General features: G+C 72.5%; 24 protein-coding genes and 1 pseudogene. 13 read left to right on the top strand and 12 right to left on the bottom strand.

Going from position 1 to position 22398, the window contains the following annotated elements:
• Window positions 1-70: 70 nt before the first annotated feature.
• The 7 genes from IE95_RS0108940 to IE95_RS0108905 all read right to left on the bottom strand — a co-directional run bounded on the left by IE95_RS0108940 (window position 71) and on the right by IE95_RS0108905 (window position 4474).
• Entirely contained in the window at window positions 71-442 is a 372-nt protein-coding gene (locus tag IE95_RS0108940; protein ID WP_129429537.1) for a hypothetical protein, read from the bottom strand.
• Between the two features lie 148 nt (window positions 443-590).
• Window positions 591-845, bottom strand: coding sequence for a hypothetical protein (locus tag IE95_RS0108935; protein WP_030151278.1), 255 nt, complete (start codon window positions 843-845; stop codon window positions 591-593).
• Window positions 842-1105, bottom strand: coding sequence for a ribbon-helix-helix domain-containing protein (locus IE95_RS0108930; RefSeq protein ID WP_030151277.1), 264 nt, complete (start codon window positions 1103-1105; stop codon window positions 842-844). The genes IE95_RS0108935 and IE95_RS0108930 overlap by 4 nt, the downstream gene beginning before the upstream one ends.
• Window positions 1106-1204: 99 nt before the next feature.
• Window positions 1205-1378, bottom strand: a complete 174-nt coding sequence (locus IE95_RS20400; RefSeq protein WP_157283420.1) for a hypothetical protein — start codon at window positions 1376-1378, stop codon at window positions 1205-1207.
• A gap of 207 nt (window positions 1379-1585) precedes the next feature.
• Complete coding sequence (locus IE95_RS0108915) at window positions 1586-2338, bottom strand: DinB family protein (RefSeq protein ID WP_030151275.1); 753 nt, start codon at window positions 2336-2338, stop codon at window positions 1586-1588.
• Window positions 2339-2385: 47 nt separating this feature from the next.
• Window positions 2386-3426, bottom strand: a complete 1041-nt coding sequence (locus tag IE95_RS0108910) for a hypothetical protein (protein WP_030151274.1) — start codon at window positions 3424-3426, stop codon at window positions 2386-2388.
• Between the two features lies 1 nt (window position 3427).
• Complete coding sequence (locus tag IE95_RS0108905) at window positions 3428-4474, bottom strand: SPFH domain-containing protein (protein ID WP_030151273.1); 1047 nt, start codon at window positions 4472-4474, stop codon at window positions 3428-3430.
• A 96-nt stretch (window positions 4475-4570) separates the two neighbouring features.
• Here IE95_RS0108905 and IE95_RS0108900 point away from each other — a divergent pair, with 96 nt between their 5' ends.
• The 5 genes and pseudogenes from IE95_RS0108900 (at window position 4571) to IE95_RS21340 (ending at window position 10216) form a co-directional block, all read left to right on the top strand.
• Complete coding sequence (locus tag IE95_RS0108900; protein WP_030151272.1) at window positions 4571-5341, top strand: NUDIX hydrolase; 771 nt, start codon at window positions 4571-4573, stop codon at window positions 5339-5341.
• A 189-nt stretch (window positions 5342-5530) separates the two neighbouring features.
• Window positions 5531-6808 carry an inorganic phosphate transporter gene (locus IE95_RS18850; RefSeq protein ID WP_084689994.1) on the top strand — a complete coding sequence of 426 codons (1278 nt, stop codon included), beginning with the start codon at window positions 5531-5533 and terminating at the stop codon, window positions 6806-6808.
• Entirely contained in the window at window positions 6805-7083 is a 279-nt protein-coding gene (locus IE95_RS0108890) for a hypothetical protein (protein ID WP_030151281.1), read from the top strand. The genes IE95_RS18850 and IE95_RS0108890 overlap by 4 nt, the downstream gene beginning before the upstream one ends.
• A gap of 300 nt (window positions 7084-7383) precedes the next feature.
• Window positions 7384-9435: pseudogene (locus IE95_RS19580) on the top strand (choice-of-anchor A family protein); the annotation flags it as partial.
• Window positions 9436-9664: 229 nt separating this feature from the next.
• Window positions 9665-10216 carry a DUF5979 domain-containing protein gene (locus IE95_RS21340; protein WP_036571525.1) on the top strand — a complete coding sequence of 184 codons (552 nt, stop codon included), beginning with the start codon at window positions 9665-9667 and terminating at the stop codon, window positions 10214-10216.
• A 73-nt stretch (window positions 10217-10289) separates the two neighbouring features.
• On the opposite strand, the gene IE95_RS0108880 is transcribed toward IE95_RS21340, so the two are convergent.
• Window positions 10290-11399: a threonine aldolase family protein gene (locus IE95_RS0108880; protein ID WP_030151270.1), complete on the bottom strand. Its 1110-nt coding sequence runs from the start codon at window positions 11397-11399 to the stop codon at window positions 10290-10292.
• Window positions 11400-11568: 169 nt separating this feature from the next.
• Here IE95_RS0108880 and IE95_RS19575 point away from each other — a divergent pair, with 169 nt between their 5' ends.
• Window positions 11569-13194, top strand: coding sequence for a tyrosinase family protein (locus IE95_RS19575; protein WP_030151269.1), 1626 nt, complete (start codon window positions 11569-11571; stop codon window positions 13192-13194).
• A complete protein-coding gene (locus IE95_RS19570; protein ID WP_051702919.1) occupies window positions 13191-14099 on the top strand; it encodes a copper chaperone in 909 nt (302 codons plus the stop codon). Before IE95_RS19575 ends, IE95_RS19570 begins: the two co-directional genes overlap by 4 nt.
• Window positions 14100-14245: 146 nt before the next feature.
• Here IE95_RS19570 and IE95_RS0108865 read toward each other — a convergent pair whose 3' ends face one another.
• Window positions 14246-14701 (bottom strand): YchJ family protein, encoded by a 456-nt coding sequence (locus IE95_RS0108865; RefSeq protein ID WP_240666369.1) that lies wholly within the window; start codon window positions 14699-14701, stop codon window positions 14246-14248.
• A gap of 28 nt (window positions 14702-14729) precedes the next feature.
• Here IE95_RS0108865 and IE95_RS0108860 point away from each other — a divergent pair, with 28 nt between their 5' ends.
• The 3 genes from IE95_RS0108860 to IE95_RS19565 are packed head-to-tail and all read left to right on the top strand — an operon-like array spanning window position 14730 to window position 16593.
• Window positions 14730-15161, top strand: a complete 432-nt coding sequence (locus IE95_RS0108860) for a VanZ family protein (protein ID WP_051702918.1) — start codon at window positions 14730-14732, stop codon at window positions 15159-15161.
• A 47-nt stretch (window positions 15162-15208) separates the two neighbouring features.
• A complete protein-coding gene (locus IE95_RS0108855) occupies window positions 15209-15997 on the top strand; it encodes an SDR family NAD(P)-dependent oxidoreductase (RefSeq protein ID WP_036571523.1) in 789 nt (262 codons plus the stop codon).
• Window positions 15994-16593: a MarR family winged helix-turn-helix transcriptional regulator gene (locus tag IE95_RS19565; protein ID WP_051702917.1), complete on the top strand. Its 600-nt coding sequence runs from the start codon at window positions 15994-15996 to the stop codon at window positions 16591-16593. Before IE95_RS0108855 ends, IE95_RS19565 begins: the two co-directional genes overlap by 4 nt.
• Window positions 16594-16630: 37 nt before the next feature.
• Here IE95_RS19565 and IE95_RS19560 read toward each other — a convergent pair whose 3' ends face one another.
• Window positions 16631-17260 carry a hypothetical protein gene (locus IE95_RS19560; RefSeq protein WP_051702916.1) on the bottom strand — a complete coding sequence of 210 codons (630 nt, stop codon included), beginning with the start codon at window positions 17258-17260 and terminating at the stop codon, window positions 16631-16633.
• Between the two features lie 153 nt (window positions 17261-17413).
• Between IE95_RS19560 and IE95_RS0108840 the strand changes: the two genes are divergently transcribed.
• Window positions 17414-18181, top strand: a complete 768-nt coding sequence (locus IE95_RS0108840; RefSeq protein ID WP_030151262.1) for an SDR family oxidoreductase — start codon at window positions 17414-17416, stop codon at window positions 18179-18181.
• Window positions 18182-18269: 88 nt separating this feature from the next.
• On the opposite strand, the gene IE95_RS0108835 is transcribed toward IE95_RS0108840, so the two are convergent.
• Together IE95_RS0108835 and IE95_RS0108830 are read right to left on the bottom strand one after the other, a co-directional pair.
• Window positions 18270-18923, bottom strand: coding sequence for a chitinase (locus IE95_RS0108835; protein ID WP_084689990.1), 654 nt, complete (start codon window positions 18921-18923; stop codon window positions 18270-18272).
• 45 nt (window positions 18924-18968) lie between these two features.
• On the bottom strand, window positions 18969-20123 hold the full coding sequence (locus IE95_RS0108830) for a hypothetical protein (RefSeq protein WP_129429535.1): 1155 nt from the start codon (window positions 20121-20123) through the stop codon (window positions 18969-18971).
• A 269-nt stretch (window positions 20124-20392) separates the two neighbouring features.
• On the opposite strand from IE95_RS0108830, the gene IE95_RS0108825 reads away from it, so the two are divergent.
• A complete protein-coding gene (locus IE95_RS0108825; RefSeq protein ID WP_030151259.1) occupies window positions 20393-21433 on the top strand; it encodes a LacI family DNA-binding transcriptional regulator in 1041 nt (346 codons plus the stop codon).
• Window positions 21430-22398: a carbohydrate ABC transporter permease gene (locus tag IE95_RS0108820; protein ID WP_030151258.1), complete on the top strand. Its 969-nt coding sequence runs from the start codon at window positions 21430-21432 to the stop codon at window positions 22396-22398. Before IE95_RS0108825 ends, IE95_RS0108820 begins: the two co-directional genes overlap by 4 nt.

The following is a 22398-nucleotide window of genomic DNA, read 5'->3' as shown; positions in this document are numbered from 1 at the left end:
CGAGAGACCTCCGTTGGTCAGAGCCGGGTTCCTAGACAGCTCCCACTCGACACGGAGGTCTCTCTTCACGTCAACAACGATCCTGGTCAGTACACCTAGCACCCACAGCGAGGATGGCGGTGATGTCGTGCCCGTCGCCGGCGGCGTCGCGTAGTGGGCTGGCGAGGGTGTGTCGGCGGGCGGCCCACTCGCTGCGGTTCTCGCTCGGGTCGGAGGCGTGCAGGTGGGTCGGGTTCTGACAGATCGGGTTGTCACAGGCGTGCGCGACCACTGCGGGCATCCAGGTCAGGCCCCGCTGGTTCAGGGCGTAGGTGATGCGATGGGTGATGACGACGAACCCCGGCCCCACCCAGAACCTGCCGTGGCCCTTGCCGGCTGATCGCCCCGGTCCAGAGCCAGCATTGATCGGAGCCTGGCGGTACATGGAAGTACGGTCGCCCATCTTAGAACGGTGTGCCCGTCGCGATCCGGACACCGCAGTCGTCGCGCAGATGCGTGCGCATATCAGAACGCCATGGCCCCCTGAACGCTCCATGTAGCGGCGAGGCCCGCCTGGCTCAGGTGGGACTCGCCAGCAGGACCGCCTCCTGTCAGTAGAGGAGGTCGAAGTACTGCGGGCGTGCCTTCATGGCGTGGATGAGAAGTTCGTCGCCCGAGTCGAAGATCAACACGACGAGTTCGAGGAGGCGCCCGGCGTCGTCGAACCCGAGGAGCAGCCAACGGCGTGGGTCATCTTCGTCGTCGAGCGGAGCCCGGTAGACGACTTGCTGTGCCGCGAACAAGACGCTGGCGGTGGTGAGTCGGTCACGGTTGAAATGCTTGCGGGCAGAGTCGTGCAGCTTCACGCGACGTGGGCCCAGGCGCGCACCGCGGCGCGGATCGCTTCGGACCGGTTCGTCAGCCCCTCTTCCTTGGCGCGTGCGTTCAGGGCTTCGAGCGTCGGGCCATCCAACCGGACGGGCACAACAGTGCCCGCGCCATCGCCAACGCTCGGCCGCCCCCGGCGTCGCAGCGTGGGCACGTCGAAGCCAGCCTCGGCCTCGTCGGCCCAAGCCTGGATCTGCTCGTCGTTCACGGGCTGGCCGCGCATCTCGTTCTCACCCATGGCAATAGCGTATACGAAAATAGTGACGAGAGTCGAGGGGGGCAGGTGCCGTCTGTGCTGTTGGGTCGTGGGACTTGCGTGTGCCGCATCTGTGATTCGTCACCTGGAGTTGGCTGGGGCGCCCGCCCGTTGAGGTCCGCCGAGGATCTTGCGCAGGCGGTCGGGGGCGGCGAGTAGGTCGAGGAGGTAGAGCCAGGCCAGGAAGCCGATGTCGTGGCTGACGTTGCCGGTGTGCGCGACGAGGAGGCGGGCGCCCTTCTGCTTCTTCGCCACCTACGCGATGGCGGACGAGCAGACGATCCGACGGGCCCGTGGGCTCGCCGCGCTCAAGAGTCTCTTCCTGATGCTCATGGGCCAGAACGGGGACCGTGGTCTCCCCGGCGGCAAGCCCGGGTGGGGACCCGCGGGACGGGCCGCTCTCGACCGGGTCCTGAGCGAGCGTCGAACCCGGTCCCCCGGCTAGGTACCCGGCCCGCCGCCTCACGGTGAGGCGGGCGGGTCCTCACGCAGGAGAGCGAGGTCCCGGCGGACGTAGCGCAGGTGCGCCCACTCCTCCTCCAGGATCACGCGCACGCAGTCCCCGACACTGGGGTGCCAGTCCTCGCCGCCCCACGGGTCGTCGCGTTCCTCCGCGAGCAGCTCCGTGGTGGCCGTGGCCAGGAACGCGGTCACCTGCTCCTGCCGCTCGGCACGCACCGCGAGGATCTCCTTGTACGTCGGTGTGTCCGTGCGGAAGATCGACATGTCGAAGCCCATCCGGTCGGCGCCGGTGAAGATCTGCCCGATCTCGTGGAACGGCTGCTGCACCCGCAGGATCCCGCCGCGGAGCCACGCGTCGGTCGCCAGGACGAGGTGCCGCAGGGTCTGGGCCAAGGACCACTCGTCCTCGACGTGGGCGTCCACCAGGTCCGGTGGCGTGCCGTCCACCGTCTCCTGCCACGCGGACTGCACGGCGACCCACCCCTCGCGCAGTCCCTCGACGGTCTGCGCCTTCTGCAGCTCGCGACCGGGGAACTGCCGGTTGAGCTCGGCGTCCACGTACGGCACGACGTCGACCCCGTTGACGATCAGGTTGCCGAAGAACAGGTCGTGGCTGTCGATGTCGAGGCCGTCCACGTCGACGGCGCGCATCGTCACACCGCTGACGTCGGAGAACCGCAGGGTGGCGCCCTTGAAGCTGGCCCTGACGAAGGTCGCGCCCTCGAACTCCTTCGTCCCCGAATAGGTCGTCATCGCTCCACCATGACGGACCCGTGGCGGTCCTGCCTGCTGACGGCAGGTCACCCGACCACCAGCCGCAACCGGTTCTCCCCGACCCGTACCGTGATCTCCTGGCCCCAGGTCGCGACGAGCCGGTCCGACTCGACGCCGTCGCCGAAGACCACGAGCTGGTCCGACTCGACCGTGAGCCGGAGCTCGCCGCCCGCGTCGAGCATCCCCTCGGTCAGGTCCGCGCCGGTCGCGGGCGACGGCCACGCCTCGCGCACGAACCAGGCGAGCAGCGGGTCCGTGGGGCCGGGGAGGCGTCGTCCGCCGCGCTCGCGAGCGATCGACGCGCACCAGCCCGTCGCGCCGGCGCCGGTCGCCACGATCACGCCCGACGACGACTGCCGCTCGCCCCGGACGGACCCGCGCTCCCCGCCGCGACCACGGGCCGTGCCCCGTTCGCCGCGGCCCCCACCCGCTCCTCGCCCGCCGCCCGGCCCGTCCGCGGCGATCCGGTACCGCGCCGACTGGTGCGACGGGTGCCCCACGAAGACCTCGTTGAGCGCGGCCAGGTGCTGGCCGTCGTCGAGGTGGGCCGCGACCGTCGTGAGGTCCTCGGTCCGCCAGCCGAGGCTGCCGAGGTGCGCGGCGCCGTCGGGCCGAGGGCTGGTAGGACCAGCACCGCCGGGCGTTCTCGCGGCCTTCCCCGCGCGGGTCAGGAGGCGTACGGCCGTGGTGACGTCGAGCCGGACGAGCGCGCCCGCGTTGGTCCCCGGCTCGGGGTCGACACCCAGCACCGGCTGGTCCGTGAGGTACTTGGCGACGTTCGCGACGAGCCCGTCCTGCCCGACCACGACCACGACGTCCTCGGGGGTCACGAGGAACCGGCCGAGGTCGGCGCGCTCGACGTCGGCCCGCCGCCAGCCCTCGGGGATCGCGGCGACGACCCGGGCGCGGGCTTCGGCCACGGCGTCGTGCCGCTCCTGGACCGTGGCGAGCGTGCGGCCGCGCGTGCGGAGGAAGAACTCGGCCTGACCGCGGGTCGCGTGCCGGTCGAGGAGCTCGTCGAGCTCGGTCCGCCGGTGCGCGACGACCACGCGTCGCTGGAGGGGCACGTCAGGCTCCCCTGCCGGCGGTGGCGCTGCCGGTCGCGGGGCCGCCCGCAACCCCGGCTCCGGTGAACGCGGCGAGCGCCCCGCTGAGCAGGTCGGGCGTGATGGTCAGGCTGCCGATCTTGGGCAGCGCCCCGGCGAGGTCGCGCATCGCCACGGCCAGGATGGTCGACCGGTCCATGCCCTCGTAGACGTCCATGACGGTCCGGAACGTGGCGTTGTTCGCCTCGCCGAGCCGGCGGATCTCCTCGGCCTGCGCGGCCGACGTGAGGTCTCGCCGCTCGGCCGCGGCCCGGGCCTCGACGAGCGCCGCCGCGGCGGTCTCCTCGGCCTCGCGCCGGAGGTTGGCGCCCTCCTGCGCGACGAGCCGTTCCCGCCGGGTCGCGAGCTCGATCTGGCTCGCGAGCTCGTTCTCCGAGATGGTGCGCTCGCGCTCGACGGCCAGCGCCCGCCGCTCGTACGTCGACCGGTCGGCCTCGGCCTGGACGTGCTCGCGCAGGGGAGTCTGGAGTGCGCGCTCGACGTCGCCCTCGGGGCGGACCGCGAGCACGTGGACCCCGAGGACCTCGATGCCGGTCGAGGCCAGCCGGGCGTCCGCCCCCAGGGCTCCCACGAGCTGGGCCCGGACCTGGCTCACGCCCTGCTCGAGCGCGGTCGTCAGGGGGACGGCCGCGAGGTGGTCGATCGCGTGGCTCTGCGCGAGCTGGCCGATGATCGTCGCGACCTGGTCGCGGCCCGTCGTCGTGGCGGCGCCGGTGTCGGGGTCGATCCCGAAGTCGAGCCGCTGCGAGACGACGGCAGGGTCCGCGAACCGGTACGTCACGTTGACCTGGACCGTGACGTCCTGGTGGTCGCGCGTCGTGGCGTGGAAGAGGACGGGCAGCTCCTGGTCGTCGACCGGGACCTCGCTGAGGACCGAGGTGCCGGGACGGAACCAGAAGGCCTGGCCGATCCCGTGGTGCGCGACGCGCCCCGCCTTGAGGTGGATCACGGCACCCGTGGGGCTGCCGAGGAAGTGCCGCAGCCAGGGGTAGCGCTTGATGGTGGCCATGGGAGGCTCCGTCCGTCGTCGTTGTTTGTGTCACTTTGACGATAAGCCTGGATCGTCGTTAGCGTCAACTTGACGATAAGAAGGTAGGGTGGAGGCATGAGCGAGCACCCGGAGACCCCGCCGTCCGCCGCCCGGATCCCCGTCACGGTCGACGTCGTCGCGCTCACGGTCCGCGACGGCATGCTCCAGGTCCTGCTCGTGACGCGGCTCCTCGACCCCTTCAGGAACCGCCTCGCTCTGCCGGGCGGGTTCGTCCTGCCCGACGAGTCCCTGCCGCAGGCCGCCGCCCGCGAGCTCGCCGAGGAGACGGGCGTCGCGGTCCCCGGACACCTCGAACAGCTCCGCACCTACGGGCCGCTCGGCCGCGACCCACGCGGCCCCGTGCTGACCGTCGCGCACCTCCTGCTCGCACCCACCTACGGCCTGCCGACCGCGGGCAGCGACGCCGCACAGGTCGGCTGGTACCCGGTCGAGGAGGCGCTCGCGGACCCGGAAGGGCTCGCGTTCGACCACCACCGCATCCTGCGCGACGGCGTCGAGCGCGCCCGCGCGAAGCTCGAGTACTCGACGCTCGCGACCGCCTTCTGCGGCCCCGAGTTCACGATCGCCCAGCTCCGCGCCGTCTACGAGGCCGTGTGGGGCACCCGGCTCGACCCCCGCAACTTCCACCGCAAAGCCGTCGGCACCTCGGGGTTCCTCGTCGAGACGGGGGAGTCGACCTCGGGCGGGACGGGCCGGCCCGCCGCGCTCTACCGGCTCGCGCCCGAGGCGGAGCGCTCTGCCGGGGCGCGTGACGTCGTCGGGCAGGAGGAGGCGCCCGCCTCCGTGCCCGCCGTGCTCAACCCGCCCCTCATGCGACCCGCCTGAGTCGCGCAGGGCGACACCGCCGGAGGGGGCGCGCCGCCGCGGAACCGTCCGGATGTCGAGCCGTTCCCGCCCGCCAGGCGGCGCCCACAGAGCACTTTCGAAGAGGCTTCGAACGTCAGATGAACACCAGGTGAACAGTCGTCGAAGACTCGCCGACTTGGTTCAGACCGCTGTCATGCAGCGTCCACCATGGAGTACGTGACCGAGACGATCCTGCTCGCGCTCGTGGTAGTGACGGCCCTGGCCTTCGACTTCACGAACGGCTTCCACGACACCGGCAACGCGATGGCCACGTCCATCGCTACACGTGCCCTCAAGCCCAAGACCGCCGTCGCGCTGTCTGCAGTCCTCAACCTCGTCGGGGCGTTCCTGTCCCTGGCCGTGGCGGCGACCATCGCCAAGGGGATCGTGGACGCGAACGTCATCACCCTCGAGGTGGTGCTCGCCGGTCTGGTGGGTGGCATCACCTGGAACCTGCTGACCTGGTTGCTGGGCATCCCGTCGAGCTCGTCGCACGCCCTCATCGGCGGCGTCGTGGGTTCGGTCCTGGCCGCGGTCGGGACGAGCGGGGTCCTGTGGACCGGTGTCCTGTCCAAGGTGATGATCCCCGCCCTGCTCGCTCCTGTGATCGCGATCGGGGTCGCCGCGCTCGGCACCTTCCTGGTCGCGCGCATCACCAAGGACCTGCCGCAGGACACCACGAGCCGCGGGTTCCGCTGGGGTCAGATCGGCTCCGCGTCGCTCGTCTCGCTCGCGCACGGCACCAACGACGCGCAGAAGTCGATGGGCATCATCCTGCTCGCGCTCATCGCGGGCGGCGCCGTCCCGTCCGACTCGGGGGTCCCGTTCTGGGTCGTCCTGTCGTGCGCGTTCTTCATGGCGCTGGGCACCTACCTGGGCGGCTGGCGCGTCATCCGCACGCTCGGCAAGGGTCTCGTCGAGATCGACTCGCGCCAGGGCATGGCCGCCGAGACCTCGTCGGCCGCGGTCATCCTCCTTTCCAGCCACTTCGGCTTCTCGCTGTCGACGACGCACGTCGCGACCGGTTCGATCCTCGGCTCGGGCGTCGGCATGCCGGGCGCGAAGGTCCGCTGGGGCGTCGCGGGCAAGATGCTCGCCGCGTGGGGCCTGACGCTGCCGGCCGCCGGTGTCGTCGGCGCGCTGTGCTTCTGGCTGCAGGACGTCATCGGTGGCGTCGGCGGGACCGTCGCGGTCTTCACGATCCTCATCGGCGTCTCGACCGCGATCTGGGTCGCGTCGCGCCGCAAGCCGGTCGACGCGTCGAACGTCAACGACGAGTGGGACGGCGAGGGCGAGACCGCAGTGGTCGACGCCGCCGAGTCCTTCACCGCCGTCGCCGTCGAGGCCACGGCCGAGGCCGAGGCCACGATCGCTGCGACCACCGCGACGACCGCCACCGCGAACGCCGCCCCGACCGCCACCGCCCGTGAGGGAGTCCACGCATGAGCGAGTTCATCCACGTCGACGCCCTGCTCCAGGTCGTGGTCGCCGGCGCGATCGTCGGTGCGGGCCTGCCCGCGCTGTTCGCGCTGGGCGTCCGCCTGCTCGCCCCGTCGCAGGGTGCGGCGCTCGCGGTGGAGGGTGCGCCGTCGGGCACGGAATCCGGCCCGACGACGGCGCGCCCCACGGGCCTGCGTCTCGCCGCCGCCGTGGTGTGCTTCGGCACGGTGCTGGCCGCGTGCGCTGTGGGCATCTGGTTCCTCGCGTCCGGCGGTCACTGACCTCCCGCACGACCCCCGACCGGAGGCCGCCCCGTCGTTCGACGACGGGGCGGCCTCCGTCGTCCGTGGTGGGGCGTCAGGGCGTGCCGGGGAGGCGTCGAGCGTGACGAGACGCACACCACATCGGTGCGGGGGTGGTCGAATTACCACGCTCGCCCCAGCTTGTCCCGCATCCTGCGTGCGGAAACGCACGCGTGTCGTGAGATGTGACCGGGAGCACGCGAATCTCCCGTCATACCGCCGACGGAAACCGGTCCTCTGGGTAGTTGGACATCTGTCCCGGTCATCCGAAGGAGCGTCATGATCACCCCCCACCGGGCTCGTCGAACGGTTCCCCCGTTCGGCAGGGCCGTCGCCGCCGTCACCGCCACGGTGCTCGGACTGACAGGAGCACTCGCGCTGGGCACGGGCCCGCTCGCAGCACCTGCGTCCGCCGCAACCACGGCACAGCTCCCGCAGTGCCCGGCGCCCGGCGAGATGCCCGGGATCGGCAACCTTCCTGCCTTCACCGACTCGAACATCGCGGTCTACGCGGGGGGTGACTACTCCGCGACCGGTACGGCAGCCGAGTCCGAAGGCCTCCTCGTGGTCATGGGCGACGCGACGTTCGACAAGGCGGCCGGCGGTGTCTACAACGTCGGCTCGGCCGGAGTCGGCTCGCAGATCACGCCTCCGGGCGGGACGACGATGCTGGCCGTCGGCGGCGACCTGACGGTCGGCCCCCTGACCACCATGGACGTCGGGGCGAACGTCGTCGGTGGCGGCAACGTCGACGTCGGCGGCTCGATCACGAACACGGTCCCGCTCGCCCTCAACGGCGGCGTCGCGACGCCGAGCATGGGCGCTGCGGCGGTCGCGTCGTACACGTCCTTCCAGGACGTCATCACCGAGGAATCGAGACTGCTCGCCCAGCCTGCCGGCACGCCCGGGAAGATCGAGCCCTGGGGCGAGCTGCGCTTCACGGGCGACCCGGACGCCTCCCTGCACACCTTCACGGTCGACGGTGCCGCACTGACGAGCCTCGGGAAGAAGGTGTCCGTCTTCTTCGACGAGATCGGCGGCACCGCGCCGATCGTCGTCAACGTGACCGGGTCGGCAGTCGACCTCGACGCACAGTCCTTCTTCTTCGGGACCACGCAGGTCAACGCCCTCTCGTCTCCCGAGCTCGGCAACGCCGCGTCGCGCATCCTCTGGAACTTCGTCGACGCGACCTCCGTCGAGCTCGGCGAGAACGACCAGTTCATGGGGTCGATCCTCGCGCCGCACGCCGACGTGACGCTCACGACGAGCACGAACGGACGCGTCTACGTGGGCAAGACGCTCTCGGTGCTCGGCATCGGCGGTGGCATCGAGCAGCACAACTACCCGTGGACCGGTTCCGGTCCGTTCACCTGCCTCTCGGACGAGCCCGGCGGGTTCACGGTCACCAAGAACGTGGTCGGGGACGGAGCGGACCTCGTGCCGACCGGCACCGAGTTCACCGTCGACTACTCCTACACCGCGCACGGGACGCCCGTCACCGGCACCCTCACCGTGACGGCCGACGGCACGGTCGTGAACGGCCCCGCGGGCCTGCCCGCCGGGACCGTCGTCACCCTCTCCGAGCCCGACCTGCCCCTCGTCCCCGGGGTCGACTGGGGCACCCCGTCGTTCGCCCCGTCGGACACCGTCACGATCGGTGCGACGGGGACGGTCGCCGTGCGGCTCACCAACACCGCGTCCGCACAGGTCGGCGGGTTCTCGATCGCCAAGGCCCTCACCGGGCTCGCCTCAGACCAGGTCCCCTCGGGGACCGAGTTCACCGTCGCCTACACCGTGACGGCCGACGGTGCCTCGACCCAGGGCACCGTGACGGTCCTCGCCGACGGCACCGTGGTCGACGGTCCGCAGGACCTGCCTGTCGGTGCGGTCGTGACGTTCACCGAGACCGACCTGCCGACCGTGCCCGGCGTGGTGTGGGGCGAACCGTCGTTCGAGCCCGCCTCCGTCACGGTCAGCGACGGCGCGAACCCCCTGGTCACGCTCACCAACTCGGCCGACGCCGCGCTCGTCCCCGTCGGCGGGTTCTCCGTCCGGAAGGTCGTCGCGAACGCGCCCGAGGGCACGGTGCCCGCCGGCACCGGGTTCACGGTGCGCTACTCGTACCTCCTCGAGGGCACACCGACGTCGGGCACCCTCACGGTGACGGCCGACGGCACCGCGGTCGACGGGCCCCAGAACCTGCGCGCCGGGACGGTCGTGACGTTCGAGGAGATCGCGCTGCCCACGATCGACGGCGTCGTCTGGGGCGCCCCGGTGTTCAGCCCCGCGACGATCACGGTCGGTGCGGGGACCAGCACGTCCGTCACGCTGACCAACACGGTGCTCGACACCCCGTCGGGCGGCTTCTCGCTCGCGAAGGCGGTCACCGGGCCCGCCGCGGACCAGGTCGACCTGCCGTCGATCGACGGCGTGGTGTGGGGCGAACCGGTGTTCAGCCCGGCGCAGGTCGTCGTCGCCGACGGCGAGAGCACCGCGGTCACCCTGACGAACACGGCGAACGCCGAGCCTGCAGGCGGGCGACCTGCCGTCGATCGACGGCGTGGTGTGGGGCGAACCGGTGTTCAGCCCGGCGCAGGTCGTCGTCGCCGACGGCGAGAGCACCGCGGTCACCCTGACCAACACGGCCGACGTCGTGGCCGCCCCGGTCGGCGGGTTCACGATCGCCAAGGAAGTCACGGGGCCGAACGCGTCCAAGGTCCCCGCGGACACCGAGTTCACCGTCGCGATCTCCGCGACAGTCGACGGCGAGCGCACCGAGGGCACCCTGACGGTCCGCGCCGACGGCACCGTCGTCCAGGGCCCGGCAGACCTCCCCGCAGGGACGGTCGTCGACCTCGTGGAGGTCGACCTGCCGAAGCTCGCGGGCGTGCGCTGGGGGACGCCGGTCTTCACGATCGACGGCGAGAAGGTCACGTCGGTCACCGTCGGCGCGGGCCAGACCGTCGCGGTGACCCTGACCAACACCGCGCACACCGCCGACGGCGGGCTCGCGACCACGGGAGCCCAGGTCGCGGGCATCGCCGCCGTCGCGCTGCTGCTGGTCGGAGGAGGTGGCGCGCTCCTCGTGGGTGCGCGACGCCGTCGGGCATGAGGTCCTGACCGGACCACCGCCCGAGCATGCCCCGGAGCGGGCGTGACCTACCCGGTCACGCCCGCTCCGGCGTTCACGCGCCGAGCGCCGCGCGGACCGCGGCGGCGAACGCGTCGACGTCCTCCTCCGACGTGTCCCACGAGCACATCCACCGGACCTCGACGCGCTCGTCGCCCGTGACGGGGTCGGTGGCGGCGGCCGCCCAGTCGTAGAACGCGAAGTCCGCGCGCAGGCGCTCCGCTGCGGTGCGCGGCAGCACCGCGAACACTGCGTTCGCCTGGGTGGGCTGCGTGAACGCCAGGCCCGACGGCGCCGCGCGCGTCCCGCCGTCGGGCACCTCACCCGTGGCCGCCACGGGCGAGAGCGCCGCACGCAGACGCGCGGCCATCGCGTTGGCGTGCGCCGCGTTGGCACGCCACAGGTCGTCCTCGAGCAGCGCCGTGAGCTGCGCCGAGACGAAACGCATCTTCGACGCGAGCTGCATGGTCATCTTGCGCACGAAGTCGACCCCCTGCGCCGCGTCAGGATCCAGGACCACGACCGCCTCGCCGAACAGCAGGCCGTTCTTGGTGCCGCCCAACGACACGACGTCCACGCCGACGTCCGTCGTGGTCGCGCGCAACGAGACCCCCAGGGCGGCCGCCGCGTTCGCGAGCCGCGCCCCGTCGAGATGGACCCGCAGACCCGCAGCGTGCGCGCGGTCGCTGATCGCGCGGATCTCGTCCGGCGAGTAGACCGTGCCCAGCTCGGTCGCCTGCGTGATCGACACGACGAGCGGCTGCGCACGGTGCTGGTCGCCCAGGTCGCCCACGAACCGGTCGACCGCGTCCGGGGTCAGCCTCCCGTCCGGCGACGGGACCGTGAGGAGCTTGATCCCGCCGACGCGCTCGGGCGCCGCGTTCTCGTCCTGATGGACGTGCGCGTGCTCCGACGTCACGACCGCGCCCCAGCGCGGCAGCATCGACATGAGCGCGACCACGTTCGCGCCCGTCCCGTTGAACACCGGGTACGCCGTGGCCGCCTCGCCGAAGTGGTGCCGGACGACCTCCTGGAGACGCCCGGTCCACGGGTCCGCGCCGTAGGACCCGGCGTGACCCACGTTCGCCGCGGTCAGGGACGCGAGGACCGCGGGATGGGCGGGGGCGTAGTTGTCGGACGCGAACGAACGCTGGGTCGAAGGCACCCGGCCAGGGTAAGCCCGGCGCACCAACCCGCCGAGGGTGACGGTGCGGGGCGCCGAGGGTGACGAGCCGGGGCGCCGAGGGTGACGGTGCGGGGCGCCGAGGGTGACGAGCCGGGGCGCCGAGGGTGACGAGCCTGCCCGCCGAGGGGCCGGCGCGACAAGGACCCCCATGAGGCGCATCCTGGAAGAGCAGGGGCGGTCGCCCCTGCACGACGCAGGGGACGCGGCGGGCGAGCAGCCCGTCTGCCCGGGCATCGTGGCCCGGGACACGATCGACGACCCGCTCCCACGCCCCCGCCGGCACACGAGGGGGACGACCATGAGCACCGCACCACACCCCGACCCGCAGCTGGGCGGACCGTTCGTCCGTCAGGACGTCTGGAAGCTCTACCGGCAGGGCGCCGACGGCCGCGCCGTCATCGACGCGTACGCGAAAGCCGTCGCCGTCCTCAAGGCAGGCCCGCCCACAGGAGCCCGGTCCTGGCTGCACCAGACCCAGGTCCACGGCATGAGCCCGGACCCGCACGACGGGCTGCGCAACCAGTGCCAGCACGGCTCCTGGTACTTCCTGCCCTGGCACCGGCTCTACCTCGGCTACTTCGAGGCGATCTGCCGCGACATCATCCGCAACCGGAACGACATCCCCCAGAAGGTCAAGGACACCTGGGCCCTGCCCTACTGGGACTACGACACGGCGACGACCAACACGCTTCCACCGCCCTTCCGGGACCCCGTCGGGCCCGACGGTCTCGCCAACCCGCTCTACGAGGCGCAGCGCAAGAACGGCGTGAACGCCGGGACGGCAGTCCTCACCGCCCCCGAGACCACCGCGAAGGGCTGGTTCTACGAGCCGCTCTTCACGTCGAAGATCCCGAACACGACGACCTTCGGCGGCCCCACGACCGGGTTCAGCCACCTCGGCGGCACGATCGGCGCACTCGAGGGCACCCCCCACGGCACCGTCCACAACTTCGTGGGCGGCAAGATGGGGAACTTCAACACCGCGGCCTCCGACGCAGTCTTCTGGCTGCACCACTCGAACATCGACCGGCTGTGGGAGGTGTGGCGATCCCACGCGGGGCAGGGGCGCGACCCCGCCAAGAGCGTGTTCACCCAGAAGTTCGCGTTCCTCGACCCGTCCGGAGCCCGACGGGAACCCGAGAGCTGGGAGGTGCTCGACACGAGCGCGTTCGGGTACGTGTACGCGGACATCGGCGTCCCGCCGTCGGTCCGCACACTGCAACGTGGCAGGAGGCGGCCCGTGGCCGGCATCGGAGACGCAGGGGCCGAGGACGAGGTGCGGCACGAGGACGAGGTGCGGCGCCTCGAGCAGGTCCCGCCCGAGGCCGTCGCGGTCAACCGTGAACCGGTACGCCTCACGTCCCGGACGGCGAGCGTCGACATCGCGGTCGGGCCGGGCGCAGCCCGGGAGCTGACCGACCGGGCCGCCTCGCCCACCGAGCCCGAGCGGCTGCTGCTCGTGCTCGAGCACATCACCCTGGAGGGCGACAACCAGCCCCCCACCTACGCCGTCTACGTCGGCGACACCGAGGACGACGACGCGCTCGTCGGGAACCTGCCGCTCTTCGGAGTCCGCGAGTCGCAGGAGTCCGACGCCGAGCACGGGCTGTCGTACGTCTTCGACATCACCGACGTCGCAGCCGAGCTCGGCGAGAAGGGAGCCTGGGACCCGGGCCGCCTCCACCTGACGTTCCACCCCGTCGTCCACGACGAGCAGGAGGCGCAGGCGGCGCCCGAGGTCGTCGTCCGGACCGTCCGCCTCATGGTCCAGTGACCGTCGCGGCCGGGCGCCCTCCGCGCCCGGCCGCCGTGCGCCCGGCGGCCCGCGGGCTGCGCGTCCGCGGGGCGGCCGTTCGCGGGGCGGGCGTCCGGGCGGCGGGCGTCGAGGCGCGACGGCTCCTCGGGCGTCATCCCGAGTGGCCGGTCCTGCTGGCGGCGGCGGCCGCGTGGGCGGCGCTCCTCGGCTCTGGGTCGCCCGCGTCAGGTTCGGGCGTCCTCGGCCCGGGACCGCCCGCGGGGCACCACACGGGCGCGGTCCCGGGAGCGGGCGCGGGGTGGGCTGCCGCCTGGCTGGACCCGGTCTCTCTCGGGCCCGGCCGGGCGGGTGGCATCCCGGAGATCGTGCCCGGCGCGGCGGCGGACTGGGGGCACTGGGGGCTCATGGTCGTCGCGATGATGCTGCCTGGGCTGGTCCCGTCCGTGCGGCACGCGGCGTTCGCCTCACCGCGCAGGCGTCGGCACCGGACCACGGCGTTGTTCGTCGTCGCCTACCTTGCGCTGTGGATGGTCGTGGGACTCTGGTTGACCCTCGCCGCCGGCGTGCTGCGCCCGGGGGTCATGGCCGCCGCCGCGGTCCTCGTCGCGGCCTCGGCGTGGCAGCTGACCCCCGTCGTCCGGCGCGCCCTGGCCCGGTGTCACCGCTCGGTCCCGCTGGGTGTCGCGGGCCGGTCGGCCGATGTCGCAGCCCTGCGGTTCGGCTGGTTCCACGCCCGCGCGTGCGTGCTCACGTGCGCACCATTCATGGTGGCGCTGTCCTTCGCGGGGCACCCGCTCTGGCTCACGCTCGGGATCGCGACCGTGACGTGCCTCCAGAAGCTCGGCGCCGACGCGGGGCGCTGGGGCCACCCCGTGGTCGTCCTCGGGGTGCTGTCTGCGGTGGTCCTCGTCGGGACGAGCTGAGGGTGACGGCCCGGTACGCCGAGGGTGACGTGCCCGCCTGCCGAGGGTGACGGCCCGGTCACCGTCGGTGCCAGGAGCGGTCACCGTCGGCGCCTGAGATGGTCACCCTCGGCGCCTGGGGCGGTCACCCTCGGAGGGGAGAGCGGTCACCCTCGGCGGGTGGGGACGTCACCGTCGACGTAGAACCAGCGCCCGCCCTCCCGGACGAACGAGCTGACCTCGTGCAGCGACCCGCGCTCGCGGGTCTGCGCGGACCGGTAGTGGGCGACGAACTCCACGACGCCCGTCCGGTCGAGGGGGCCGCCCGCGCTCGTCGCGACGACGTCCAGACGGCGCCACGTCACGTCGTCGTCGAGGTCCAGGTCCGCGGGGCGCGTCGAGGGGTGCCAGGTCGCGAGCAGGTAGTCGGCGTCACCGACCGCGAACGCCGCGTAGCGCGAACGCATCAAGGCCTCGGCCGTCGGCGCCGCCACGGTGTCGGGAGCGGCTGCACCCGGACCCGCAGCGTGACCGTGGTGGTACCGCCCGCAGCACGCCCCGTACGTCTCTCCGGACAGGCAGGGGCAGCGGGCGTCGTCGGGCAGGGGCGAGGTCGCGGTCACCCGACCATCCTTCCGTAGGGTGTGAGCCGTGCGCTTCCTCCGCTGGACCTTCGCCCTCTACCTCGCTGCCGTCCTGGTGGTGACGTGCTGGCCGTCCCCGCAGTCGACGGCCGCGCCCGGGTGGGCGCTCGCGGTCCTGGACGCGTTCCGTTCGGTGGGGGTGCCGATGTCGTACGAGTTCCTCGAGGCCGCCTCGAACGTGGTGATGTTCCTGCCGTTCGGCGTGCTGGGGCTGCTCGTGCTGTCCGGGGCGCGTCCCGCGGTGCCGCTCGGTCGGGCGGTCGGGTTCGTCGTCCTGGCGGGGTTCGCCCTGTCGCTCGGTATCGAGCTGTCGCAGCTCGTGATCCCGGGCAGGTACTCGACCGTGCAGGACGTCGTGATGAACACCACGGGTGCGGCCGTGGGTGCGGTCGCGGTGGCGGGAATTCTGGGCGCCCGGCGCCCGTTGATCCCAAGATAGTGTCGCGACGACACTAAAATTCTCGCATCGTCACACGGAGGTCCCCCATGTCCACCCCCCACGTCACCGGCGCACCCCTCGACGGCGTCCCGGCCTTCCACGGCAAGGTCGCCCTCGTCACGGCCTCCGGGGCAGGTATCGGCGAGGCGGTCGCGAAGCGGCTGGCTTCCCTGGGGGCGGCCGTCGTCGTCTCCGACGTCAACGACGAAGCCGGTGCTCGGGTCGTCGCCGACATCGAGTCCGCGGGCGGTCGTGCGGCGTACCGCCGCGCGAACGTCGCCGACCCCGCGGACGTCGGCGCACTCGTCGCGTTCGCCGTCGAGACCTACGGCGGGCTGCACCTCGCGGTCAACAACGCCGGCGTGGGCACCCGACCCTTCCGCCTCGACGAGATGCCCGAGGACGGCTGGGACCGCACGCTCGACGTCACGCTGCGCGGGACGTTCCTGTCGATGAAGGCAGAGATCGCCCACATGCTCGGCCACGGTGGCGGCAGCATCGTCAACATCGCCTCGATCGCGGGCCTCAAGGCGTCGCCCGGTCTTGCGCCGTACTCGGCCGCGAAGGCAGGCGTCGTGTCCCTCACGCACGGCACGGCGATCGAGTACGTGACCGACGGCATCCGCGTCAACGCCGTCGCACCGGGGGCGATCGAGACGGCAGCGCTCGCGTCGCTGCCCGAGGAAGCACGGGCCGGGTACGCCGCCGACGTCCCCATGAAGCGCCTCGGCCAGCCGTCGGAGATCGCGGACGCCGTCGCGTTCCTGCTGTCCGACCAGGCCAGCTTCATCACCGGTGTGGTGCTGCCGGTCGACGGCGGAACCCGGGTCGCGTGACCGACGCACCGCACCCCGGGGCGGGGCCGGGCGACGGCTCTGCCCCGGGGGACCGGCCGGTACCGACCCGGGCCGCGCCGTCGGGCGACGGCCTCGCCCGGGCGGACACCCCGTCGGGCGCCACCATGACGGGCGACCCGCGCGTGCCCGGGTACCGGTCCGACCTGCTCGACTCGCTGGTCCGTGTCATGGGCCTGTGGACCAGCGGCGACTTCCTCGCGGCGGTCGCGGCGCGCGAGGGGATCGACCTGGACACCCCGGCGATCGTGGTGCTCACGGTCGTGTGGCGGCAGGGCCCGCGGCGGCCCTCGGCCATCGCCGAGCACCTGTCCACGGGGCCGTCGAACGTGAGCAAGATCCTGCGCCGCCTCGACGCCGCGGGGCTCACCGAGCGCCGCGAGGACCCCGACGACGCCCGTGCCTCGCGCGTCCATCTCACCGAGGCGGGTGCTCGCGTCGCGAGGACGTTCGTCGCCGCGGGGGACGCGCTCGTCGACGAGCTGCTCGACGGGTGGTCCGCGCAGGACCGCCTGGTCTTCTCCGAGCTCATGCGGCGCTTCGAAGGGGCGAGCGAGGCCTTCCTCGACCGGGGCTGACGCGACCGCGCGCCGGCCCGTGCCGGCGAGCGCGCCGTCACGCCCACAGCAGACGCCACCAGGTCTCGTCCGGTGCGTCCGCGCGGTGGATCCGGTGGATGCGGTGCGGCGCGTTGAGGGCGTCGTCGAGCCCCAGCTCGTCGACCACGTAGGCCCACAGGAGCTCGCACTCGCAGTCCGGGGCGTGCTGCTCGGTCACGAGCAGGTCCGCCTCGAAGCGCAGGATCGCGCCTTCGGCGACCAGGCGTTCGTCGCAGCGTCCTGGGCCGACGACGAACCCGTGGAGCGTCACGTCGTCGGGGTGCTCGGCGGCGGCCCGGAGCAGGCTTCCCAGCGGTGGCGAGCCGTTCGAGCGGTGGGCGAGCCGGGTCGGGGCGAGGCGTGCGAGGAGCGCCTCGGCCAGGGGTCCGTCGAGGTTCGCGAAGAACGTCGGTTCGAGCGGGTCGTGGTCGGGGTGCAGGACCGGTGACAGCAGCTCGGGCACGGCGTCGTCGAGGAGCCAGCCGTGCGTGTGCGGTCCGTGGACGTGGTGGAAGCCGTCGGGGCCGTTGGCCTCGGCGGCCTGGCGTTCCCAGAGCGCCCGGAGGGTGGGCAGGCCCAGGGGTGAGACCGGGTGTCGGTTCGTCGCGCGTCGTCGGGGGTGGGAGGGGCGGTTGCCGTGGCTCATGCCGGTAGGGTGCCGCGCCTGCGGGGACGCCCGCGGGGGCCGGAGGGCGCTCTGTGGACGAGGACGTCGTAGCCGGACCTGTGGACGACGCCGGATCGCGACGCCTTGTCGCGACGCCCGGCGGACCGGAGCCTGACGCGAGAGGATGCGGTCATGACCACGATCCTCGTGACGGGCGGCACGGGCACGCTCGGCGCCCCCACCGTGTCGCTCCTGCGTGCCGCTGGGCACGACGTCCGCGTGCTCAGCCGGTCGGCGAGCCACCCGGCGGGGCCAGGCCCGGCCGTCGTGACCGGGGACCTCACCACGGGAGAGGGCCTGCGGGAGGCGTTCGACGGCGCGCAGACCGTCCTGCACCTCGCGACCCACGGTCCCCGGGCCGACGTCGAGATGGGTCGCCACGTCGTGGCCGCGGCCCGCGACGCCGGGGTGGGGCACGTCGTGTTCCAGTCGATCGTGGGCGTCGACCGGATCCCGCTCGGCTACTACACGGCGAAGGTCGAGGTCGAGGACCTGCTGGCCGCGTCCGGCCTGCCGTACACGATCCTGCGGGCCACGCAGTTCCACGAGTTCGTCGACAACCTCTTCATCGCGCAGCGCTTCTCGCCCGTGCTGCTCACGCCGGCGCTCGAGGTCCAGCCGATCGCGGTGCCCGACGTCGCCGCGCGCCTCGTGGAGATCGTCGCCGCCGGGCCCTCGGGCCGGGTCGCGGACGTCGGCGGGCCCGAGCGCATCACGGGCCGCGAGGCCGCGCGCGCCTGGCTGCAGGCGACGGGCAGCCGGCGAGGGGTCGCCCGGGTACGCCTGCCGGGGCGGACCTTCCGGGCGTACGCGGCAGGCCACCACATGGTGCCGGGCGAGCCCTCCGGGACGGGGACGTACGGGCAGCACCTGGTCGAGCGGTACGGGCGCTCGCGGTAGCCGAGCCTCCGGTCGCCGGGGCCGGGCTGCTCCGAGCGCAGGTGCCGCCCGACGGCGGAGGGTGAGCTCCGCCGTTGGGCCGCGGACCTCAGCAGGTCAGGTCGTCGCCCGTCGTGGTGCCCAGGAGCTCGGCGTAGCGGCGGAACAGCGCGACCCGGTTGGCGACCTGGCGCGGGTTCCCGCCGTCGCACTCGAGCGGGCCGTTGATCGCGCGGATCGTCTCGCGGAAGCCGTGCTCGCCGACGATCGCCTCGTGGCACGTCATGGTGCCCTCACCCGGCTGGGTGTTCCAGTACCAGAGCGCGGTCTTCCAGGCGACGGTCGGGTCCGTCTCGACGAGGAACGGGTTGTTCAGCAGGTCGATGCCCAGGGCGTCGCCCGCGGCCTTGTAGTTGAAGTTCCAGGAGAGCTGGATGGGGCCCTTGCCGTAGTAGGCGTCCTGGCCCGCGGGGCACCCGTACGGCTGCGACGGGTCGCAGTAGTGCGAGTACACGGCAGTGTTGAGCTCGCTCACGTGCAGCAGGCCCGTGCTCTCGTGGCTCACGTTCGCGAGGAACGCCGCGGCCTCGCGGGCAGCGATCTCGGGGCCTCCCGACGTCGCGAACTCGGGGTACGCCTCGGTCGCGGAGACGAGGCCCGCGTAGGTGTAGAACGGGTTGCGGTCCGGGAACATCTCCTCGAACTGCGCCTCGGTCACCACGAACCCCGTCGTGATGCCGCTCGTCGAACCTGTCTCAGCCATGAGCCACCCTCTCGTCACTGTCCCAGCGTGCGTTCAGCGGTCACCCTAGGGGACGAGCGAGCGCTCCTCGGCATCGGTGTGCACTGCGCTCCGCGGGGCGTCCTCGGCGTCCGGCTCGGGGCGGTCGCCCGGGTCGGGGGAGCCCTCGGGAGAGACGTCCGCGGGCGTTGCGCCGCCCGTCCTCGCGTACACCGCGACGGCTGCGAGTCCCGCGACCCAGCCGGTCACGAGCGGCCAGAAGAGGCTCGACTGCACGACGGGCAGCACCATGTTCATGGTGGCCGAGTGCAGCCCGAACGCGGTGTACGTCGTGAAGGACCGGGTCGCCGCGGGGACCGTCGCCGCGACGGCGGCGGCGAACCAGACCGCGAGCACCAGCGTCCAGCGTCCCGCGCGCGGCGGGAGCCGGCGGGTCGCGAGCCACGTCCCGCCCGCGACGACCAGGCCCACGACCAGGGCGAGGGCCACCTCCGTCCCCTGGACCGGCTGCGCCTGCGGGGCGAGGCGGAAGGTCATCGCGCCCGTGGCCACCTCGGTGACGAGGTCGATCGGGCCTCGGGCGCTGCGGTGCCACACGAGCCATGAGCTGACGGCACCGAGCACGACCCACACGAGCGAGGCCGTCAGACCGGCGGCGAGCACGGTCGGCCAGGCGCGGGCCCGCAGCGGCTTGCGCGCCCTGCGAGTCGCGGGCAGCGCCTCGGAGGACCGGTTCGTCAGGGCGAGGGCCCCGACGAGCGCGACGCCCACGAGCCAACCGTTGACCAGCCCCCACCAGCCGCCGTCGAACGACGCGGAGAGCAGGTGGAACGCCGGGTTCATGGGCGAGGGGAACGAGATGTCCGCGACCGTGTCCGTGACGGACCCCGCGGTGCCGCCGACCACGACCCCGAACCACGTCCCGAGGAACACGGCCCACGTGCCGGTGCGGCGAGGCAGGCGCCGCGTCGCGAGGTACGCCACGACCATGGCGACCAGCCCTGCGAGGAGCGCAGCGAGGATCGTCTGACCCGTGACCGTCGAGCCGCCCGGGACCGTGCCGTTCGGGTGGGGGAGGAACGTGCGGACGAGCGCGCTGTGGAACCGGTACGTGAGGTTCGCGTGCACCCAGTCGCTCAGGACCGCCGTCCCGACCCACAGGATCGAGGTGACCAGCCCGGCGACGAGCACCGCGGGGTCCCTGCGTGACGTCATCGGCATGCCCGCGAGGGTAGCGCACACGCGTGAGGCGCCAGGGCCTGGGGAGGGGGGCTCGGGCCTGGTCCTGCCCGACGCCGGAGCGCGCCTTCCCGCGCACGGTGCGCTCCGCCGTCGGGCCCGGAGCCGCTCGGCGGTTGACACCCTCCGAGGGTGCGTGCAAGAGTGCCTCTCAATCCGGAAACGTTTCCAGAGTCTTTCGCACCGATGCGTTGGAAACGTTTCCAAACTGAGATCTTCCGCACCACCTTCGACGGAGAGGGCAGGAACCGATGGCACCACGTGCAACGTTGAACGAGGTCGCCGAGCGCGCAGGGGTGTCGCTCGCCTCGACCTCCCGAGCGCTGCACGGCTCCGGCGCCAGCAAGGCCATGGTCGAGCGCGTGCGCGCCGCCGCCGCCGAGCTCGGGTACAGCCCCGACGCCGTCGGACGCTCGCTGCGCATGCGCCGCACGTTCCAGATCGCCTTCGCGGTCGCCGACATCGGCAACCAGGTCTACGTCGAGATGATGTCCGCGATCCACGCGGTCATCGCGCCCTACGGCTACCGGGTCGTCGTGACGACCACGGGCGACACGGCGGAGTCCACCACCGACCTCGTGCGCAGCCTCGCCAACGGCATGGTCGACGGGATCGTCCTGAGCCCCCTGCGCATGAGCGACGAGCTCGTCCGCGCGATCCACGAGTCCGCCGTGCCGGTCGTCGTGATCGGACGTTCCCTCGGCGCCCACGGCATCGACTCGGTGTCGACCGACTCCGCGGGCGGGATCGGCCAGGCCGTGACCCACCTGCTCGACATCGGCCGCCGCCGCATCGCGTTCCTCAACGGACCCCTCGACACGACCCCCGGCGAGGCGCGCCAGCGCGGCTTCGACGACGCCGTCGCCGCCCCGGGCTTCACCGCCGAGCACGTCGACGTCGAGATCGCCGAGGACTTCACCGTCGCGGCCGGCCTCGCCTCCGCACGCACTCTCATCGAGCGCAACGCCGCGCACGGCGGCCTCGACGCGATCGTCGCCGCCAACGACCTGCTCGCGATCGGCGCGATGCACGCGGCCCGCCAGAGCGGCCTCGACGTCCCCACCGACCTCGCCGTGACCGGCATGGACGACACCGAGATCGGCCGCGTCTTCCACCCCAGCCTCACGAGCGTCTCCCTGGGATCCGCCGAACGTGGTCGGCGAGCCGCCCAGCTCCTGCTCGGACTGGTCGAGGGCAGCGACCAGGAGACCCGGCACGTGGACGTGGGCCCGACCCTCCTCGTCCGCGAATCCACCCGACCGACCGACGTACTCGACGGAGAGAAGTCATGACAGCCCCCACCGTGGAGGCCGGCCCCCGACCGACCGCCCCCGCACCCCAGCGGCAGAAGCCGCGCCGGACCGGAGGGATGGCCCGCTCGAAGCGGCGCGAGGCCATCGCCCTCGTCATCCCGTCGCTGCTCCCGATCCTCGTCCTGAGCGTCGCGCCCCTCCTCGTCGGTGTGGGCCTCGCGTTCACCGACGCCCGCCTCGTGCGCAACCCCGAGTACACGTTCGTCGGGATGGACAACTTCGTCCGGCTCGCCGACAACTCGTTCTTCTGGGACTCGTTCCGGATCGGCATGATCTGGGCCGTCTCCGTGACGCTGCTCCAGCTCGTCGCAGCCATGGGACTCGCGCTCCTGCTCAACTCCGACCTCAAGCTCCAGGGCCTGACCCGGGTGCTCGCGCTCATCCCGTGGGCCATGCCGCCCGTGGTCGTCGCGATCATGTGGCGGATGATCTACTCGCCCAACGCCGGACCGCTCAACGCGTTCCTCGGCAGCGTGGGCCTGCCCGACGACGTCAACTGGCTCGCGAACTTCTCGACCGCGCTGCCGGCCGTGATCGTCGTGGGCATCTGGGTCGGCATGCCGCAGACCACCGTGACGCTGCTCGCCGGGCTCCAGCAGATCCCCGACGAGCTCCACGAGGCCGCGGCGATCGACGGCGCGAACGCGTGGCGCCGCTTCACCGCGGTCACGATCCCGAGCCTGCGCCCCATCATCACGTCGATCACCTCGCTCAACTTCATCTGGAACTTCAACTCGTTCTCCCTGGTCTACGTGCTGACGGAGGGCGGACCGGGCGGCCGCACCATGCTGCCGATGCTCTACACCTACCTCGAGGCGTTCAAGAACAGGAACATCGGCTACGCGGCCGCCATGGGCGTCGTGCTCGTGGTCGTCGTCGTCCTCCTGCTCGCGATCTACCTGTGGTCCCAGTTCCGCCAAGACCGCGACAGCACGGGGAAGTGA

Origin of the sequence: Oerskovia turbata, from assembly GCF_000718325.1 — a bacterium.
Classification (GTDB): Bacteria; Actinomycetota; Actinomycetes; order Actinomycetales; family Cellulomonadaceae; genus Oerskovia; species Oerskovia turbata.
Note: the sequence above shows the minus strand (reverse complement) of the source record. Positions and strands in the feature narration are given on the sequence as shown.

What these genes read in the sequence shown, in the direction of transcription:
- IE95_RS0108900 (WP_030151272.1), top strand. Translation starts at nt 4,571, where the DNA reads ATGAGCGAGCACCCGGAGACCCCGCCGTCCGCCGCCCGGATCCCCGTC.
- IE95_RS0108855 (WP_036571523.1), top strand. Translation starts at nt 15,209, where the DNA reads ATGTCCACCCCCCACGTCACCGGCGCACCCCTCGACGGCGTCCCGGCC.
- IE95_RS19575 (WP_030151269.1), top strand. Translation starts at nt 11,569, where the DNA reads ATGAGGCGCATCCTGGAAGAGCAGGGGCGGTCGCCCCTGCACGACGCA.
- IE95_RS19560 (WP_051702916.1), bottom strand. Translation starts at nt 17,260, where the DNA reads ATGAGCCACGGCAACCGCCCCTCCCACCCCCGACGACGCGCGACGAAC.
- IE95_RS0108930 (WP_030151277.1), bottom strand. Translation starts at nt 1,105, where the DNA reads ATGGGTGAGAACGAGATGCGCGGCCAGCCCGTGAACGACGAGCAGATC.
- IE95_RS0108830 (WP_129429535.1), bottom strand. Translation starts at nt 20,123, where the DNA reads ATGCCGATGACGTCACGCAGGGACCCCGCGGTGCTCGTCGCCGGGCTG.
- IE95_RS0108915 (WP_030151275.1), bottom strand. Translation starts at nt 2,338, where the DNA reads ATGACGACCTATTCGGGGACGAAGGAGTTCGAGGGCGCGACCTTCGTC.
- IE95_RS18850 (WP_084689994.1), top strand. Translation starts at nt 5,531, where the DNA reads ATGGAGTACGTGACCGAGACGATCCTGCTCGCGCTCGTGGTAGTGACG.
- IE95_RS0108890 (WP_030151281.1), top strand. Translation starts at nt 6,805, where the DNA reads ATGAGCGAGTTCATCCACGTCGACGCCCTGCTCCAGGTCGTGGTCGCC.
- IE95_RS0108820 (WP_030151258.1), top strand. Translation starts at nt 21,430, where the DNA reads ATGACAGCCCCCACCGTGGAGGCCGGCCCCCGACCGACCGCCCCCGCA.
- IE95_RS0108905 (WP_030151273.1), bottom strand. Translation starts at nt 4,474, where the DNA reads ATGGCCACCATCAAGCGCTACCCCTGGCTGCGGCACTTCCTCGGCAGC.
- IE95_RS0108835 (WP_084689990.1), bottom strand. Translation starts at nt 18,923, where the DNA reads ATGGCTGAGACAGGTTCGACGAGCGGCATCACGACGGGGTTCGTGGTG.
- IE95_RS0108840 (WP_030151262.1), top strand. Translation starts at nt 17,414, where the DNA reads ATGACCACGATCCTCGTGACGGGCGGCACGGGCACGCTCGGCGCCCCC.
- IE95_RS0108940 (WP_129429537.1), bottom strand. Translation starts at nt 442, where the DNA reads ATGGGCGACCGTACTTCCATGTACCGCCAGGCTCCGATCAATGCTGGC.
- IE95_RS0108825 (WP_030151259.1), top strand. Translation starts at nt 20,393, where the DNA reads ATGGCACCACGTGCAACGTTGAACGAGGTCGCCGAGCGCGCAGGGGTG.